The organism is Mesorhizobium sp. M0598 (assembly GCF_040320865.1).
Taxonomy (GTDB): Bacteria; Pseudomonadota; Alphaproteobacteria; order Rhizobiales; family Rhizobiaceae; genus Mesorhizobium.
Genome location: NZ_JAMYQL010000047.1, coordinates 14,369 through 30,154, shown reverse-complemented (window position 1 = coordinate 30,154; position 15,786 = coordinate 14,369). Strand labels below are relative to the sequence as shown.

The 15,786-nt window shown below is 63.2% G+C and carries 14 protein-coding genes and 1 pseudogene; 7 read left to right on the top strand and 8 right to left on the bottom strand.

The genetic code is table 11. The features are described from left to right. The 5 genes and pseudogenes from NKI59_RS31890 to NKI59_RS31870 all read right to left on the bottom strand — a co-directional run. Positions 1 to 635 (bottom strand): annotated as a pseudogene (locus NKI59_RS31890) (phosphotransferase); the annotation flags it as partial. Positions 636 to 727: 92 nt separating this feature from the next. Further along, positions 728 to 1,177: a DNA polymerase III subunit chi gene (locus tag NKI59_RS31885; RefSeq protein WP_352708523.1), complete on the bottom strand. Its 450-nt coding sequence runs from the start codon at positions 1,175 to 1,177 to the stop codon at positions 728 to 730. Positions 1,178 to 1,215: 38 nt separating this feature from the next. After that, a complete protein-coding gene (locus NKI59_RS31880) occupies positions 1,216 to 2,712 on the bottom strand; it encodes a leucyl aminopeptidase (protein ID WP_352621266.1) in 1,497 nt (498 codons plus the stop codon). Positions 2,713 to 2,761: 49 nt separating this feature from the next. Then, the gene (locus NKI59_RS31875) at positions 2,762 to 3,145 is read right to left on the bottom strand and encodes a VOC family protein (protein WP_352471101.1); all 384 of its coding nucleotides are present in this window, start codon (positions 3,143 to 3,145) and stop codon (positions 2,762 to 2,764) included. Positions 3,146 to 3,218: 73 nt separating this feature from the next. Beyond that, entirely contained in the window at positions 3,219 to 4,385 is a 1,167-nt protein-coding gene (locus NKI59_RS31870) for a flavin-containing monooxygenase (protein WP_352454410.1), read from the bottom strand. A gap of 354 nt (positions 4,386 to 4,739) precedes the next feature. Here NKI59_RS31870 and lptF point away from each other — a divergent pair, with 354 nt between their 5' ends. The 7 genes from lptF to NKI59_RS31835 all read left to right on the top strand — a co-directional run bounded on the left by lptF (position 4,740) and on the right by NKI59_RS31835 (position 12,790). Next, entirely contained in the window at positions 4,740 to 5,942 is a 1,203-nt protein-coding gene (gene lptF / locus NKI59_RS31865; RefSeq protein WP_352471099.1) for an LPS export ABC transporter permease LptF, read from the top strand. Then, a complete protein-coding gene (gene lptG / locus NKI59_RS31860; RefSeq protein WP_023677695.1) occupies positions 5,939 to 7,024 on the top strand; it encodes an LPS export ABC transporter permease LptG in 1,086 nt (361 codons plus the stop codon). Before lptF ends, lptG begins: the two co-directional genes overlap by 4 nt. Then, positions 7,024 to 9,441 carry an LPS-assembly protein LptD gene (locus NKI59_RS31855; RefSeq protein ID WP_352708522.1) on the top strand — a complete coding sequence of 806 codons (2,418 nt, stop codon included), beginning with the start codon at positions 7,024 to 7,026 and terminating at the stop codon, positions 9,439 to 9,441. The genes lptG and NKI59_RS31855 overlap by 1 nt, the downstream gene beginning before the upstream one ends. A 117-nt stretch (positions 9,442 to 9,558) precedes the next feature. Then, a complete protein-coding gene (locus tag NKI59_RS31850; protein ID WP_352625014.1) occupies positions 9,559 to 10,485 on the top strand; it encodes a peptidylprolyl isomerase in 927 nt (308 codons plus the stop codon). 12 nt (positions 10,486 to 10,497) lie between these two features. Beyond that, complete coding sequence (gene pdxA / locus NKI59_RS31845) at positions 10,498 to 11,517, top strand: 4-hydroxythreonine-4-phosphate dehydrogenase PdxA (protein WP_352708521.1); 1,020 nt, start codon at positions 10,498 to 10,500, stop codon at positions 11,515 to 11,517. A gap of 67 nt (positions 11,518 to 11,584) precedes the next feature. Next, positions 11,585 to 12,421: a 16S rRNA (adenine(1518)-N(6)/adenine(1519)-N(6))-dimethyltransferase RsmA gene (gene rsmA, locus NKI59_RS31840; RefSeq protein ID WP_352708520.1), complete on the top strand. Its 837-nt coding sequence runs from the start codon at positions 11,585 to 11,587 to the stop codon at positions 12,419 to 12,421. A 75-nt stretch (positions 12,422 to 12,496) separates the two neighbouring features. Next, positions 12,497 to 12,790 carry a DUF1330 domain-containing protein gene (locus tag NKI59_RS31835; RefSeq protein WP_352708519.1) on the top strand — a complete coding sequence of 98 codons (294 nt, stop codon included), beginning with the start codon at positions 12,497 to 12,499 and terminating at the stop codon, positions 12,788 to 12,790. Here the strand turns inward: NKI59_RS31835 and gmk are convergent, their stop codons facing one another. From gmk to mltG, 3 genes are all read right to left on the bottom strand, one after another. Next, complete coding sequence (gene gmk, locus NKI59_RS31830) at positions 12,791 to 13,447, bottom strand: guanylate kinase (RefSeq protein WP_023677701.1); 657 nt, start codon at positions 13,445 to 13,447, stop codon at positions 12,791 to 12,793. 33 nt (positions 13,448 to 13,480) lie between these two features. Beyond that, a complete protein-coding gene (locus NKI59_RS31825) occupies positions 13,481 to 14,371 on the bottom strand; it encodes a YicC/YloC family endoribonuclease (protein ID WP_352579240.1) in 891 nt (296 codons plus the stop codon). Between the two features lie 138 nt (positions 14,372 to 14,509). Beyond that, positions 14,510 to 15,730, bottom strand: a complete 1,221-nt coding sequence (gene mltG / locus NKI59_RS31820; RefSeq protein WP_352708518.1) for an endolytic transglycosylase MltG — start codon at positions 15,728 to 15,730, stop codon at positions 14,510 to 14,512. Positions 15,731 to 15,786: the final 56 nt, after the last annotated feature.

Below are 15,786 nucleotides of genomic sequence, written 5' to 3'. Positions count from 1 at the left end.
CCCATCTGCGCCGAGCAGATGCCCCCTGGCGACGGCGCCATGCCCCCCCACCGGCGGCCCTTGCCAGCGCGAGCCAAGGGCCGTCGCCCACACGGCCTCGGCGGCGGCCTTGTCGATGCGGCCGCCGAGCGCCGAGAGCGCGGCTCGGGTCTCGGCGTCGTAGACCGAAAGCCGGCCACCGCGGTGGAAATTATGCTGCCCTGCCGGTGGCCCATCGGCAGCGTCGATCCGGTAGAGCGCAACCAGAAAGCCGGCCAGCGAACGGGCGAACTCAGTAAGATCGGCAATCAGTCCACCAGCCGCCGGTCTGCCGCCAAGCCAGCGATAGACGGACCAAGGCCATGGATAGCCTTCCCCGGGCGCGCCTTTGGCCAGCGGCACGGGTATCGGCAGAGGCAGGTGAGGCGCCAGGCGGGGCAGCCAGCGATGCTCCTTCTCGACCTGGGCGACATAGGGGCAGCGCTCGGCATCCGCACCGACATGCTGTCGCCCAGCCGCAACGTGCGGTTGTCCCAGCCGCCAGGCTCGACCGTCTCTACAGGCAGGTCCGCCCATTTGGGGAACTGCGCGGCAATCAGCCGGCGAACAAGTGCGGCATCTATCGGCATGCCTGGCGTTCGTTCATCGGGCGGCATCGGGCTTGCTCCGGTCTTCTGAATAGCCGGCGGTCCATCTTTTTGTCGTCGCACTCTTGCGGCGCCAGGGATTCCACTTGGCTGCAAATTCTCTAAGCCTTGCGTTCCCAGCGCCGGTCGGGCGTTTGCTGCCAGTAGGTCACGGTGTGGCCGGCCTCCTTCATTGTCTTCCAATGCGTGCGTGCCGCCTCTAGCTGGGCTGCATCGTGGCCGTCGAACAGGAACACGGCGCGCTGGTAGCCGCCAAGCTCCGGCGGCACCGCCCCATCGACCAGGAAGCGTATCTGCGCCTGGTTCGGATTGTCAGGGCCGACGGTCAGAAGCACCGGCTGCTCGGCGGGATGGGCTTCGCGGTCCGTTGCGTGGGCCAGAAACGAATCGTCCCGGAAAGTCCACAGATGCTGGTCCAGCGCGTCGCGCCGTTCCTCGGTGCCGGTCTGCACCACGGCGCGCCAACCGCGATCGACACTGCGCTCCAGGAGGCCGGGCAGCGCATCCTCCAGCGTCGATTCGGTCAGGTGATAAAACAGAATCTCGGCCATGCGTTCAGTCTACATTGTCGGAGTCCCGCCCCAGCCGCTCATTGCTCGTAATGATCGCGCACCAGCCGGTCGAGCAGCCTGACGCCGAAGCCGGAAGCCCATGACTGGTTGATCTCGTTGGAAGGCGCGCCCATCGCGGTGCCGGCGATGTCGAGATGCGCCCAGGGCGTGTCCTTGACGAAGCGCTGCAGGAACTGCGCGGCAATGATGGCGCCGCCATGGCGGCCGCCGATGTTCTTCATGTCAGCATTCTTGGAATCGATCAGCTTGTCGTATTCGGCACCGAGCGGCATGCGCCACACCCGCTCCTGCGTCGCCTGTCCGGCCGCCGTCAACCGGTCCGCCAACTCGTCATTGTTGGAGAACAGGCCGGCATAATGCTGGCCGAGCGCGACCATGATGGCGCCGGTCAGCGTCGCCAGATTGATCATGAATTTCGGCTGGAAGCGGTCGTTGCAGTACCAGAGCGCATCGGCCAGCACCAGGCGGCCCTCGGCGTCGGTATTGAGCACTTCGATAGTCTGGCCCGACATCGAGGTGACAATGTCGCCCGGTCGCTGAGCGTGGCCGTCGACGGCGTTTTCAACCAGCCCGACAATGCCGACGACATTGACCTTCGCCTTGCGCGCGGCCAGGGCGTGCATCAGCCCGGTGACGGCAGCAGCGCCGCCCATGTCGCCCTTCATGTCCTCCATGCCCGACGCCGGCTTGATCGAATTGCCGCCGGTGTCGAAGGTGACGCCCTTGCCGACGAAGGCGACCGGGCTTTCCTTGGCCTTGCCGCCGTCCCACCGCATGACCGCGATGCGGGCGCCACGCGGCGAACCCTGCGCTACGCCCAGCAGCGAACCCATGCCGAGCTTCTTCATCTCCTTCTCGGCCAGGATCTCGACCGTGACGCCGAGCGCCTCCAGTTCGGCGATGCGGGCGGCGAATTCCACCGGTCCCAAAACATTGGCCGGTTCATTGACCAAATCGCGCGCCAGCAAGACGCCGTCGATCACCGCCGCTTCATCGGCGAAGGCCTTCTTTGCAGCTGCCGGATCGGCGGTGTGAATAGTCACCTTGACCGGCTTTTTTGGCTCGCGCTTGTCGTCACCATTGTTCTTTTTGGTCTTGTACTTGTCGAAGGAATAGCTGCGCAGCAGGATGCCCGCTGCAAGCTGAACGGCTTGCCTGCCGCTGACGGCCGCACCGGGAAGATCGAGCACGACGGCCACTTCGGTTGCCTTGCGAAAGGACGCGGCAATCGTGCCGCCGAGCTTCAGCCAGGCGTAATCATCGAGATTGGAGCCCTTGCCGGCACCGACCGCCACCAGCCGCTCGAGCGATGTCCCTTCCGGTGCCAGCACTTCGACCAGGCTGGCGAATTTGCCGGTGAAGTCGGCGACCGGAAAAGCCCGCTCGAGGGTCTTTGCCGGATCGCAAGCCCTGGCGGCATCGCTGAGGCCGCCCTCGTCGGCCACCAGAACGAAAACGCTGCCTTTTTTGGGCGCGGCGAATTTGGCAAAGGCGATCGAGGGTCTCGAATTCATCATGTCCTGCTTTCGGGGAAGTGAGTTGGATTATCGCGAGAAACGTTCGTCAGTGAGCGGCGGGTTGAAACAGCTCGATGACATTGCCCGATGGGTCTTCGAGCAGCGTCTGGGAACCGCCGACGCCCGTTATGATATCGTTGCGAAAGACAAGTCCAGCACTCTTGAGGCGCGCAACCTCTTCTTTCAGGTCCGGCACCACCAACAGGATGCGATTCCAACCTCCCGGCACCGGCTGCCGGCCATCCGGCATCGCCCGTGCACCCGAACTGCCGGGTCCGCTTAGAAGGAGCCGTAAAGCGCCGCGTGTGACGGAAGCAAAAGCCGGTCGCGCGTCCTGTTCAACAGCGAAGCCCAGATGTCCACAGTAGAAGTCGATCGAGGCGGCGACATCATCGACCATGTAGCGAATGCTGACTGGCGTCATGACCATTGGCCTTTCGGTTCGAGCACCTTTCAACAAGGCGTGTCTATTGCGGGCGGAACAGTCGGCATAGTCCGGCTCATCATCGCTGCTTGACAATCCGCGCCGCTATCGCCCTGGCCTGAATGCGGGCGTTGGCGAAACAACCGCGAATGCTCGGCCGCATGCCGGTAAACCACAGACCAGGCAATTTCGGATCGGCATCGCCGCCGTTGAAAAGCGGAACGCCCTTGCCGTCGAGAACGCCGAGCTTGCCGAACATCTGCTCCAGACCGGTGCGATAGCCGGTCGCCGCAATGACGATATCGGGCGTGATCAACCTGCCGTCATTCAATACGATGCCGTCTTGGGTAAATTCCCGCAATGGTGGCACCACCACGATCGTGCCTGCCTTTATGGCGCGAACCGCGCCGTCATCGGCTGCGATCGCGGTGTAGTCGGCGCTCAGACGGCTCGCACCGCCTGTGGGAGCCGGCGGAAGCCCAAATTTCGTCAGGTCGCCGAAAACCAGGCGCTGGGTTGTCGCCATCACCGCATCGGCCAGCCGCACCGGCAAGCTCGCCATCAACGGTGAAAGCCTGTGGACGGCGACCTTGCCGATGCGTTTCGGCAGCAGCGACGGGCCGTTGCGGGCCGACAGCCAGATGCTTTGGGCATCTGCATTCGCAAGATGGTTGAGTGCGTCGAACCCCGAATTGCCGGCTCCGACGACCAGCACCCTTTTGCCGACGTAGTCCTTCGCCTCGCCAAAATCGGCCGAATGGATAATCCGGCCTGCAAAATCCTTCATGCCTTTCCACGCAGGAATAAACGGCTGCCGGTCGCGCCCGGTGGCGACGACGACATGACGCGCCAGACGACGTCCGGCGTTCGTCCGCACGGTCCAGTGATCGCCGTCGAACGTGATCTCTTCAACGGCAACGCCGAATGCCACCGGCAGACCATGCGCCTGGCTGAAATCGTTCAGATGGCGAATGACGGCCGATTTGTGCGGAAAAGCCGGGGTGCCTGCGGGATAGCCGACGCCGGGCAGCGTCGAGAGATCGCGATGCGTATTGAGGTGCAGCCGCTGGTGCCGCCGATGCCAGGGTTCGGCAAGCCGGCTCTCCTTTTCCAGGACGAGCGTCGGTACGCCGGCCTTCATCAAGGCGTGGGCGGCGGCAAGGCCGGCCGCGCCGGCCCCGACCACGATCGCGCCGTCAAAGACCGCTTCCCGACCGGTTTGACCGCGCAATTTTTCCGCTTCCATGCTGGGGCTCAACAGATCCTGACCCATCTTATCACGCCGCGGCGGTCGCGACCGGCGCGACATTTGGTCGTTTTGCCGCATTTGGCAAGACTTTGGCCGAAATCGCTCCCATATGCGATATCGAACCATCCACGATTCGTCGCGGCACGGCCCCGCTTCCCGCCGCAACCTGTTGTTAACCAACAATGTTCGCTCTTTCTTATCCATTGCCGCCGACACTCCGGCCCAGCGGATTTTGCGATCCGGGACAGAACCCAGATCGAACCGCCAAACTGAGCCAGTTGTGCAGCCGGCGCCGGACGACTACCTTGTTCCAAGGCATGATGCCGTTCGAAATCGCCGAGAAAAGCCTTCATGAAGGTCGTTGAACGTTACATCATGCGCCGTGCTTTCGCGGTATTCGCGCTGGCGCTCGTCTGGACGCTGGCGATCGTCTGGACGACTCAGGTGCTTGCCCGCATCGACCTCGTCACCGATAGCGGTCAGTCGGCCCTCACCTTCTTCGAAGTCGCAGCGCTGATCATCCCGACAATCGTTCCGATCGTCGTGCCGTTCGCCCTGGTGGTCGCGGTCGCCCAGATCCTCAGCGTGATGAATTCGGATTCGGAGCTGGCCGTCATCAATGCCGCCGGCGCTTCACGCTGGACCATTGTCAGGCCGATCATGCTTCTGGCACTTGCAGCCAGCGTTTTTTCCTTCGCCGTCGACAATGGCGTCGATCCTTACGCACGCCAGAAGAACCGCGAGTTGATTGCGTCGTCGCGTGCCGATCTGTTGTCGTTGATCATCCAGGAAGGCACCTTCCGCAAGATCGACGACGGCCTGTTCCTGCAGGTTGGCGAACGGCTTCCCGACAACCGCCTCGGCGGCATCTTCGTCGCCGATTCGCGCGAAGAAGGCGTCAATCTCATCTACTACGCCAAGACCGGCAGCATCATCGAACGCGGCGACGAGAAGGTGCTGATGATGAATGACGGCGTCATCCATCGCAAAACCATGACCGGCGACCTCTCGGTGATCCGGTTCACCTCCTACGCCTTCGACTTGTCCGCTTTCATGTCGGCATCATCTGACATCCTGCTTTTGCCGAAGGACCGGACGACCCAGTATCTGCTCAATCCCAGTCCGAACGACAAGATGTACCAGCAAAAGCCGAACAGGTACCTGGCCGAGCTCAACCAGCGTTTTTCCGAGTGGTCCTATTCGCTCGTCTTCGCGCTGATCGCGCTCGCCGTTGCCGGAGATGCGCGCTCGCATCGCGAGGCGCGTGTGCACCCGCTGATCACGGCAATCGCGATCGCGCTGTTCGTGCGCTGGCTCGGGTTCTTTGCCGCCGGCAAGGCCGACAAGGTGCCGCAATATGCCTATATGGTCTACGGCGTCCCGATCGTGGCATCGGCGATCGCCATCTGGTTCATCGTGTCCAACCGGACCATGGAACTGCCGGTTGCCTGGGCCGATTGGATAACCAATCTTGCCGGCCGCTTCAGTGACGGCTGGAGCGCCATCAAGCTCCGTTTTGCCGGGCGTGGCGCATCCGGACAGGGAGCCGGCTGATGGGCTGGACTCTGGGTCGGTACTTCTTCTTTCGCTATGTGACGATCACCATCTGGTTCTTCATCGGCCTCTTGGCGCTGGTGTTCCTGATCGATTTCACCGAGCTTTCCGGCCGCACGACCGGCGTGCCGGGCTTCACCTACGCAACTGCGTTCGCCATTTCGGGGCTCAGGATGCCGATGATCATGCTGCAGACGGTGCCGTTCGTCGGCCTGTTCTCGGCGATGGCGACGTTGGTGTCGCTCAACCGCAAATATGAATTGGTCATTGCCCGTTCCGCCGGGGTTTCCGCATGGCAATTCCTGCTGCCGTGCTGCATCGGGGCGCTGCTGTTTGGAGCCTTGTCGGTCGGCGTCATCAATCCGGTAGCCGCGCACGCCTATTCCTGGTCCGAGGAGATCGAGACCCAGCTCCGTTCGGGCAAGTCGAACAGCGTCTCGGCCGATGCTGCGCCCTGGATCAGGCAGAAAACCAACGCCGGCGACACCATCATCGGCGCGCGCGCCATTCTCAATCAAGGCCTAGAGATGGCCGACGCGGTCTTCTTCAGCTTCAGCCCGCAAGGCGACATCATCGAGCGCAAGGATGCGGCGCGCGCCTTTTTGCGGGACGGCTACTGGGAATTGCAGGACGTCAAGGTGTTCCGGGACGGTACCATCCAGTCGTTACCCAGCGATCGGCTGCCGACCAATCTCAAGCCGGAATTCGTGCAAGAGCGGTTGGCGCGCCCTGAGACCATTCCCTTCTACGATCTGCCCGGCAAGATCGAAGTGGCCCGCTCCTTCGGCCTCAAGGCAAATGCCTTCGCCATGCAGTTCAATTCCCTGATTGCGCTGCCCTTCCTGCTTGTCGCGATGACGCTGATTGCGGCAACGGTATCAATGCGATTTGCGAGGATGGGGCAGTCGGCAACGATGATTCTGGGTGGCATCGTGGCCGGGTTTCTGCTTTATGTCGTTTCGGTGCTGGTCAAGGCATTCGGCGTAGCGGGATTCGTACCCACGGCCGTAGCGGCTTGGGTCCCGGTTGTCGTGGCTATGTTCTTCGGGGTGACATTCCTGCTATACAAGGAAGACGGCTAGTGAGGGAGGCGGTTTTGCGCAGCCATAGGCACGCCGGTTTGGCACGCCTCTCTGCGGCGAGCGCCTTGGCGTGCCTGCTTGCCAGCGCCGCCCCGGTTGCTCCGGCTTTTGCCCAGGACGTCAGTGAGCTGGCAAAGAAGGTTCCGAGCGGCACGCAGATGCTGCTGGCAGCCGATACGCTGGTCTACGACAACGACAAGCAGACCGTGACGGCCGTCGGCGGCGTCCAGATCGACTACGGCGGCAACCGTCTGGTCGCCCAGCGGGTCGAATACAACCGCAACACCAAACGCCTCGTCGCCAGCGGCAATGTCGAACTCGTCAATAGCGACGGCACCAAAATCTATTCGCAGCATGCCGACATCACTGACGATTTCGCCGACGGCTTCGTCAACGCGCTGCGGGTCGAGACCATAGACAAGGCGTATTTCGCCGCCGAAAGCGCGGAGCGCATGGGCGGCGTGCTGACGACGTTCCACAATGGCGTCTACACCGCCTGCGAGCCGTGCGAGGACAAGCCCGACAAAGCGCCGACCTGGCGTATCAAGGCCAGGAAGATCATCTGGAACGGCGAGAAGAAGACGGTTCGCTTCGAGAACTCGAATTTCGAGTTCTTCGGCTTTCCGCTGGCCTATCTGCCGGCTTTCGAGATCGCCGACCCAACGGTCAAGCGCAAGAGCGGCTTCCTGATCCCCGGCGTCGCCTACAAGAGCGATCTCGGCGTCGGTGTTAAAGTCCCCTATTATTTCGCGCTCTCGCCGACCTACGATCTCACTGTCACTGGCAGCGGCTATACCAAGCAAGGTTTCCTCGGTGAGGCCGAGTGGAGGCAGCGCTTCAACAACGGTCAGTACAGCCTGAAGATTGCGGGCATCCGGCAGGAGAATCCCGACGCCTTCATCGACGACAATGGCCACAACGTGAATTCGGGTACCGAAGGCGACCCGAACAGGTTCCGCGGCATGATGGGCACCCAGGGCCAGTTCGCCATCAACCCGCGCTGGGACTTCGGCTGGGACATCCTGCTGCAGAGCGACAAGAATTTCGCGCGCACCTACGACATCGATGGCTTCAACGATAGCGTGCACCGCTCCGAGGTGTACCTGACGGGGCTCAACGATCGCAATTACTTCGACGTGCGCGCCATGCACTTCGAGGTTCAGGAAGACACGCTCGCCAGCGATCCGACTGCACGCGCCGCCAAGCAGCCCTGGGTGCTGCCCTCGCTCGACTACGCCTATATCCCCGACATGCCGGTGGCCGGCGGGCAGCTGTCGTTCGACGTCAACGCGCGGGTCATTGACCGCGACAGGCTCGATACGGCTCTTGCAAATTCGGGCATCCCTTCGTCCGTCAACAACGTCCGCGGCATCGACGGTCAATCCGGGCGCCTTACCGCGGAAGCCGAATGGAAGCGCACCTTCACCACCGATGGCGGGCTGCTGCTGACACCGCTCCTGGCGCTGCGCGGCGACGCCGGCTACGTCAACGCCTCCTCGGCCTCGCTCGACGCCGTCAACCAGATGGCGACCAATCTCGGCGTCGAGGACGATATGCGTTCATCGCTTGCCCGCTACATGGCGACCGCCGGCCTTGAGATGCGCTGGCCGGTGCTGTTTTCGATGACCAGTTCCAGCCATGTCTTCGAACCGATGGCGCAGGTATTCATGCGTCCGAACGAGCAATATGTCGGCGGGCTGGCGGTCCCCAACGAGGACGCCCAGAGCTTCGTCTTCGACGCCACGACGCTGTTCGAGCGCGACAAATTCTCGGGCTATGACCGCATGGAAGGCGGCACACGCGCCAATGTCGGGCTGCGCTATTCCGGCGCATATGACAATGGCTGGGGCACCAATGCGGTGTTCGGCCAATCCTACCAGCTCGGCGGCCAGAACTCGTTCGGCACGCCGGACCTGGTCAATGTCGGCGCCTATTCGGGTCTTGAAACTGCAACCTCCGACTATGTCGGCCTTGTCGGCTTCAACAGCCCCAGCGGGTTTTCCGGCTCGGTCAGCGGCCGTTTCGACGAGCAAAGCTTCGAGATCCGCCGCGCTGAGGTAAAGGCCGCCTTTTCAGGCCTGCCGGTATCGCTGAGCGCCAAATACGCCTTCATCCAGGCGCAGCCGCTCTATGGCTTCTCGACCGATCGCCATGAGGTTACGCTCGGCGCCTCGACACATCTTGCCGAGAATTGGCGCGTCTTTGGCACCGGCACGTATGATCTGGAGCAGAGCGTTCTGGTCAAGGACGGGGTCGGCTTTGCCTATAGTGATTCGTGCTTTACCTATTTGATGACGTTTTCGGAAAGACGTGACCTGAACACCAAGGAAGTATCGCAGAACGTCGGCTTCAACCTGTCGTTCCGCACGCTCGGCGATTTCGGCTCGTCGCAACGCTCCATCGACACCATTCAATAACGGGCAGCGGTCGGCAACGGGGCGGCTGGCGGACGACATTGTTTCGCCGCATAGAGCAGGCACGAATTTTGACGGCCTGAACTGGGATAGGTTGGGCCGAATCGGGATGGAATTGGGATGCTTTCGATGAGGAAATACCTCTTTTCGGCAGGGTTCGCGCTGCTGGTGGCGTTCTCGACCACCGCGGTGACGCGGCCAGTTTTCGCCACCGAAATCAAATACGTCGTCAACAATATACCGATCACCACCGGCGACATCCAGCATCGGGCCGCTTTCCTGCGCCTGCAGCACAGAAAGGGCGATGCCGGCCAGGAAATGATCGACCAGACGCTGCGTCTGGCCGAAGCCCGGCGGCTCGGCATCCGCATCAGCGACGCGCAGGTCGATGCCGCTTATCAGCGTTTCGCCACCAGCAACAAGATGCCGCTCAAGCAGCTTGACGGCGCGATGGCGCAATCCGGCGTCACCAAGGAGCATTTCAAGGACTTTATCCGGGCGCAGATGGCCTGGAACCAGGCGCTGACCGCGCGTTCCCGTTCCGGAGACGGTGGCGGCGCCATGAGCGAGCAGGACCTCGTCAAGCGCATGCTCGAAAAAGGCGGCAGCAAACCGAGCGCCACAGAGTACATGTTGCAACAGGTCATCTTCGTGGTGCCGGCCGCCGAGCGAACCGCGACGCTGGCCAAGCGCAAACGCGAAGCCGACGCCATGCGCGCCCGCTTCAACGGCTGCAACACCACGCGCGAATTCGCCAAGGGCCTGATCGATGTCACCGTTCGCGATCTCGGCCGGGTGCTGGCGCCGCAATTGCCGGCGGACTGGGCCGAGCAGATAAAGGCTACAAAGGTCGGCGGCGCCACCACGACGCGCGAAACCGACCGCGGTGTCGAATTCATCGGCATCTGCTCGTCGCGCGAAGTGTCAGACGACAAAGCCGCGCAGATGGTGTTCCAGAGTGAAGGTTCGAACGACAAGAACGCCGACGAACTCTCGAAGAAATATGTCGAGGAGTTGCGGAAGAAAGCCCGCATAATCGAGCGCTGAAGTCGAAGCGCCGTGGCTGACGCAGAGCTTCCGCTGGCGTTGAGCGTCGGCGATCCGTCCGGCGTGGGGCCGGACATCGCCATCGCTGCTTGGCAGGCCCGCGAAAGCGCTGGCGTTCCGTCATTTTATCTCCTTGCCGATCCGGCACTGATTGCCGCGCGAGCGCACAGGCTCGGCACCGATATCGCGATTGCCGAGACGACGCCGGCGTTAGCGCCGGGGGTGTTTTCGCGCGCGCTGCCGGTGGTGGCGCTTGCTGCCCGTTTCGTCGACAGTCCCGGCCGCCCGGATCCAGCCAACGCCGCCGGCATCATCGAGGCGATCGACCGCGCCGTTGCCGACTGCCTGGCCGGCCGCGCTGCCGCGGTCGTCACCTGCCCCATTGCCAAGAAGCCGCTCTACGACGCCGGCTTTCGCTTTCCCGGCCACACCGAATATCTGGCGCATCTGGCATCGCTTCACACCGGCACCGAAGTGACGCCTGTGATGCTGCTTGCCGGACCGGACCTGCGCACGGTGCCGATCACCATCCACATCGCGCTGGCCGAGGTGCCGAAAGCGCTGACGACGGACCTTATCGTCGCCACCGGCCGCATCACCGCCGCCGACCTTGCGAACCGCTTCGGAATTGCCAAGCCGCGGCTCGCCATTGCCGGCCTCAACCCGCATGCCGGCGAAGGCGGCACCATGGGCACCGAAGACGAGCGGATCGTGCGCCCGGCGGTCGACCGGCTGAGGCAGGAAGGGATCGACGCCTTCGGGCCATTGCCGGCCGACACGCTGTTTCATGCTCGCGCCCGCGCCGGCTACGACGTGGCGCTCTGTATGTATCACGACCAGGCGCTGATCCCGGCCAAGGCGCTGGCGTTTGACGAGGCGGTCAACGTCACGCTCGGCCTGCCCTTCGTCCGCACCTCGCCCGACCACGGCACCGCCTTCGACATCGCCGGCAAGGGCATCGCCCGTGCCGACAGCCTGATTGCAGCGCTGAAACTCGCTCGCGTTCTTGCCGATACCGGGAAAAGGCCGTAGGCCCTGAGCCCAATCAGCCAAATTCGATGGCCTTAACCCGATGAGCCCGCCTGATGAGCCCAGCCCGATGAGCATAGACGGCCTGCCGCCACTGCGCGAGGTGATCGAGCGCCATGGGCTGCAGGCGAAAAAGGCGCTGGGCCAGAATTTTCTGCTCGACCTTAACCTGACAAGCAAGATTGCACGGACCGCCGGCGACCTGAGCGACGTTACGGTTATCGAGGTCGGTCCCGGTCCGGGCGGGCTGACTCGTGCCCTGCTCCTCAACGGCGCCCGGCGGGTCGTCGCCATCGAGCGCGACGAGCGCTGCCTGGCGGCCCTGGCCGAGATCGCGAACCACTATCCGGGCCGGCTCGAGATCGTAGCTGGCGATGCGCTGAAAGCTGATTTTGCAGCGCTTGCCAAAGGAGTGCCGGGAAGCGGCGGGTCGAAAATCGTTGCCAACCTGCCCTACAATATCGGCACCGAATTGCTGATCCGCTGGCTGACCGTTACCGAGTGGCCGCCTTTCTACACATCGATGACGCTGATGTTCCAGCGCGAGGTCGCCGAACGCATTGCAGCCAGCCCCGGCAGCGAGGCCTATGGTCGGCTCGGCGTGCTGGCCGGCTGGCGGACGGAGGCGAAGATCGCCTTCGACGTACCGCCGCAGGCGTTCACGCCGCCACCCAAGGTGACGTCCTCGGTGGTGCATCTTGTGCCGCGTGCCAACCCCTTGCCGGCAGAGGTGAAACGGCTCAGCCGCGTCACCGAAGCGGCATTCGGCCAGCGCCGGAAAATGCTGCGGCAGAGCGTGAAAAGCCTCGGCGGCGAGGCACTGCTCACCCGCGCCGGCATCGATCCGACCAGGCGTGCGGAGACGCTCAGCGTCGAGGAATTCGTTCGCCTGACCAACGCGGTGTGATGCCGGGAAGCGTCCGCGTGAAATTTCCGCTCTCATGGCATAGATAGCCGGACAAACCCTGCCCGGAGACAAACAGTGGCCGCCTATGTCATTTCCGACGTCACGATCCGTGACGCAGAGGCTATCGAAGCCTATCGCGCCCGCGCGGCTGCCTCCATCGCCCAGCATGGCGGGCGCTATCTGGTACGCGGCGGCGAGGTGGAAAGGTTGGAAGGCGACTGGTCTCCCGGGCCGCTGATCATCGTGGAATTCCCCGACATGGACACGGCGCGGCGTTGGTACCGCTCCGCCGAATATGCCGCGGCATTGGAACTGCGCGACGCCGCGCTCAGCCGCAATCTGATCCTGGTCGTGGGGACAGCGCCTTGATCAATCCGTCTTTTCGTCGAGCAGCCCCGAGACGAAATCGAATAGGCCCGGCCGGCGATCGCGTCTGAGTCGTTCGGCCGTGACGATGCCCCGCACCTCGGCGAAAGCGCGGTCGAGATCGTCGTTGACGATGACGAAATCATATTCCTTCCAGTGCTCGATCTCGTTGCGGGCGTTCTTGAGCCGCGTCTCGATCACCGCTTCCTGGTCCTCGGCGCGACGCTTCAGCCGCGCCTTCAATTCCTTCATCGATGGCGGCAGGATGAATATCGAGACGATGTCGGCGCGCATCTTCTCCTTGAGCTGCTGAGCGCCTTGCCAGTCGATGTCGAACAGCATGTCGCGGCCTTCGGCCAGCGCCTGTTCAGCCGGCTCGCGCGGCGTCGCGTAGCAATTGCCATGCACCTCCGCCCATTCGAGCAGCGCATCGGAATCGCGCAGCCGCTCGAACTCGCGCATGGTACGGAAGTGGTAATGGACGCCCTCGATCTCGCTGCCGCGGCGTGGCCGCGTGGTGACCGAGACCGACAATTCCAGGCTGGAATCGCTCTCCAGCAGATTGCGCGCAATCGTCGACTTGCCGGCGCCTGACGGCGACGACAAGACCAGCATCAGCCCGCGGCGCCGAATGCGGGAACCCACATCCCTAGCGGTCATGGGGCTTGGCAGTCATGTGGCTTGGCATCGGGATCATTCCAGATTCTGGACCTGTTCGCGAAACTGGTCGACGACCGCCTTCAGTTCCAGCCCGATGGCGGTGACCGCGGCAGCATTCGACTTGGAACACAGCGTATTCGATTCGCGGTTGAATTCCTGTGCCAGGAAATCGAGCTTGCGGCCGATGGCCCCACCGCCGGCGAGCAGTGCCCGCCCCGACACCACGTGCGTCTTCAGCCGGTCGATTTCCTCGCGTATGTCGGCCTTGGTGGCCAGGAACGCCGCTTCCATATGCAGCCGGCTGGCGTCCAAGTTGGCAGACGCGTCCATCAACAGGCGGATCTGCTCGGCGAGCCTTTCGCGGATCGTGGCCGGTTCGCGTGATGGATCGGCCTCGGCCCGCAGCGTCAGCGCCTCGATGGCATCGATATGGCCGGACAGCAGGGAACGAAGTGCCGCACCTTCGCCCTGGCGCGCCTGCTGCAGCCCGTTCAGTGCTGCTTCCAGCGCCGACAGTATTGCGGTATCGAGCGCACTGCGCGCCTCTTCGGTTTCGATGGTTTCGGGAATGTCGAGGACGCCGCGTAGCGCAAGCAGGCCGTCGGCCGCCGCAGGGGCTACTCCGAACTGCTCCTGCAGCCGCTTGGCCAAGCCCGCCAGATCCTTCAGGAAAGCCTCGTTGACCACGGGTTGCGCTTGCGCGCCGGCGGCGCGGCCAATGGTCAGCGTCATCTGGAAATTGCCGCGCGCAAAACGCTTTTGCACCGTCTGCCGGACGGCCGGCTCCAGCCGGTCGAAACCTTGCGGCAGCCGCAGCCTGACCTCGACGCTTTTGCCGTTGACGGACTTGGCTTCCCAGGCAATCGAAGTACCGTCGTGTTCGGCGACACTGCGCGCAAAACCGGTCATGCTCTGCAAGTTCATGTAGCCGTGCGTCCCTTTGCCGAATGCCCCTCAAGCCGGAGCGATTTTCTCCGGACAGGATCATGTGAATTTCAATGCCATAGCAGCCCTTGCACATCCACCCGGACATGCACAGGGCCAACCTGATGGCGTCCGGCCCTACTGGGCGGCGGTGGTGCCCGCATCGTCAACGATGGCTCCCGCCGGCGTGTCGGCTCCGGTATTGGTTGCCCCGGCCTTGGCGGCGTCCTGCGCCTGCTTTTTCAGCAGTGCCCGGTAGCGAGCGACATTCTCGTTATGCTCATCGAGCGTCGAGGCAAAGACGTGCCCGCCGCTGCCGTCGGCGACGAAGTAGAGATCGCTGGTCTTCGACGGATTGGCGACTGCCTCCAGCGCCGCACGGCCGGGATTGGCGATCGGCGTCGGCGGTAAGCCGTTGATCAGATAGGTGTTGTAGGGCGTCGGCTTCTGGATGTCCGACTGATAGATCGGGCGGTCGATGGGTTTGCCCTTGCCGCCGAACAGGCCGTAGATGATGGTCGGGTCCGACTGCAGCCGCATACCCTTGGCCAGCCGGTTGAGGAAGACGGCGGCTACGCGCGAGCGTTCATCGCCCTTGCCGGTCTCCTTCTCGACGATAGAGGCCAGGGCGACAAAATCCTCAACGTTGGCGATCGGCAAATCCGGCGCTCGGCGCTGCCAGACCTCGTCGACCAGCTTCTTCTGGTCGGCCAGAAGCTTGTCGACCATCTGCTGGCGTGTTGCGCCGCGGGTGAAACGCAGCGTGTCGGTGGCGAGGCTGCCCTCAGGTGGAGTGGTCGACGGCATATCGCCGGTCAGCGCGTCCTGCTCGGCGATTCGTTGCAGCGCCTGCTCGACCGTCAGCCCCTCGGGGATAGTCAGCGAATACATCACCGACTTGCCGCTCTTCAGCAGTTCCATGATATCGTGCATCGACGCCTGCGGCTTGATCTCGTATTCGCCGGCCTTCAGGGCCGAATCATTGCCGAAGGCGCGCACGCCAAGGCGGAAAATGCGGGCGTCGCTGATCAGCCCTCGCCGCTCAAGCTGGTCGGCGATCTCCTGGACACCGCTATTCGGCTTGACCAGGAAAGTGTCGCCATTGGCCGACGGGCCGGGCTCGTTGAACTCCTGCTTGCCGAAATACAGCGCAACGCCTGCCGCCAGCACCATCAGCATCACCGAAGAGATGACGAAGTTCATGAACACGACGAACTGGCTGCGCGAGGCACGCGAGCGCTTCGGCGGCGGCGTGCCGGCCTCGGGCCGCAACGCCTCGCTGGCCGTCTTCGGCACGATCGGGCCGGGCGTTGCTGCCCGTTGCCCGAATTCCCCGTTATCGGCCGGATTTGTGTTCATAGCGCCCTACCATTTGATCTTGCGACGAATCCCCTCGGGCAGAGTAGGGGCGAATA

What these genes read in the sequence shown, in the direction of transcription:
- NKI59_RS31875 (WP_352471101.1), bottom strand. Translation starts at nt 3,145, where the DNA reads ATGGTCATGACGCCAGTCAGCATTCGCTACATGGTCGATGATGTCGCC.
- lptF (WP_352471099.1), top strand. Translation starts at nt 4,740, where the DNA reads ATGAAGGTCGTTGAACGTTACATCATGCGCCGTGCTTTCGCGGTATTC.
- NKI59_RS31870 (WP_352454410.1), bottom strand. Translation starts at nt 4,385, where the DNA reads ATGGAAGCGGAAAAATTGCGCGGTCAAACCGGTCGGGAAGCGGTCTTT.
- NKI59_RS31880 (WP_352621266.1), bottom strand. Translation starts at nt 2,712, where the DNA reads ATGAATTCGAGACCCTCGATCGCCTTTGCCAAATTCGCCGCGCCCAAA.
- rsmA (WP_352708520.1), top strand. Translation starts at nt 11,585, where the DNA reads ATGAGCATAGACGGCCTGCCGCCACTGCGCGAGGTGATCGAGCGCCAT.
- NKI59_RS31825 (WP_352579240.1), bottom strand. Translation starts at nt 14,371, where the DNA reads ATGAACTTGCAGAGCATGACCGGTTTTGCGCGCAGTGTCGCCGAACAC.
- NKI59_RS31885 (WP_352708523.1), bottom strand. Translation starts at nt 1,177, where the DNA reads ATGGCCGAGATTCTGTTTTATCACCTGACCGAATCGACGCTGGAGGAT.
- NKI59_RS31850 (WP_352625014.1), top strand. Translation starts at nt 9,559, where the DNA reads ATGCTTTCGATGAGGAAATACCTCTTTTCGGCAGGGTTCGCGCTGCTG.
- mltG (WP_352708518.1), bottom strand. Translation starts at nt 15,730, where the DNA reads ATGAACACAAATCCGGCCGATAACGGGGAATTCGGGCAACGGGCAGCA.
- gmk (WP_023677701.1), bottom strand. Translation starts at nt 13,447, where the DNA reads ATGACCGCTAGGGATGTGGGTTCCCGCATTCGGCGCCGCGGGCTGATG.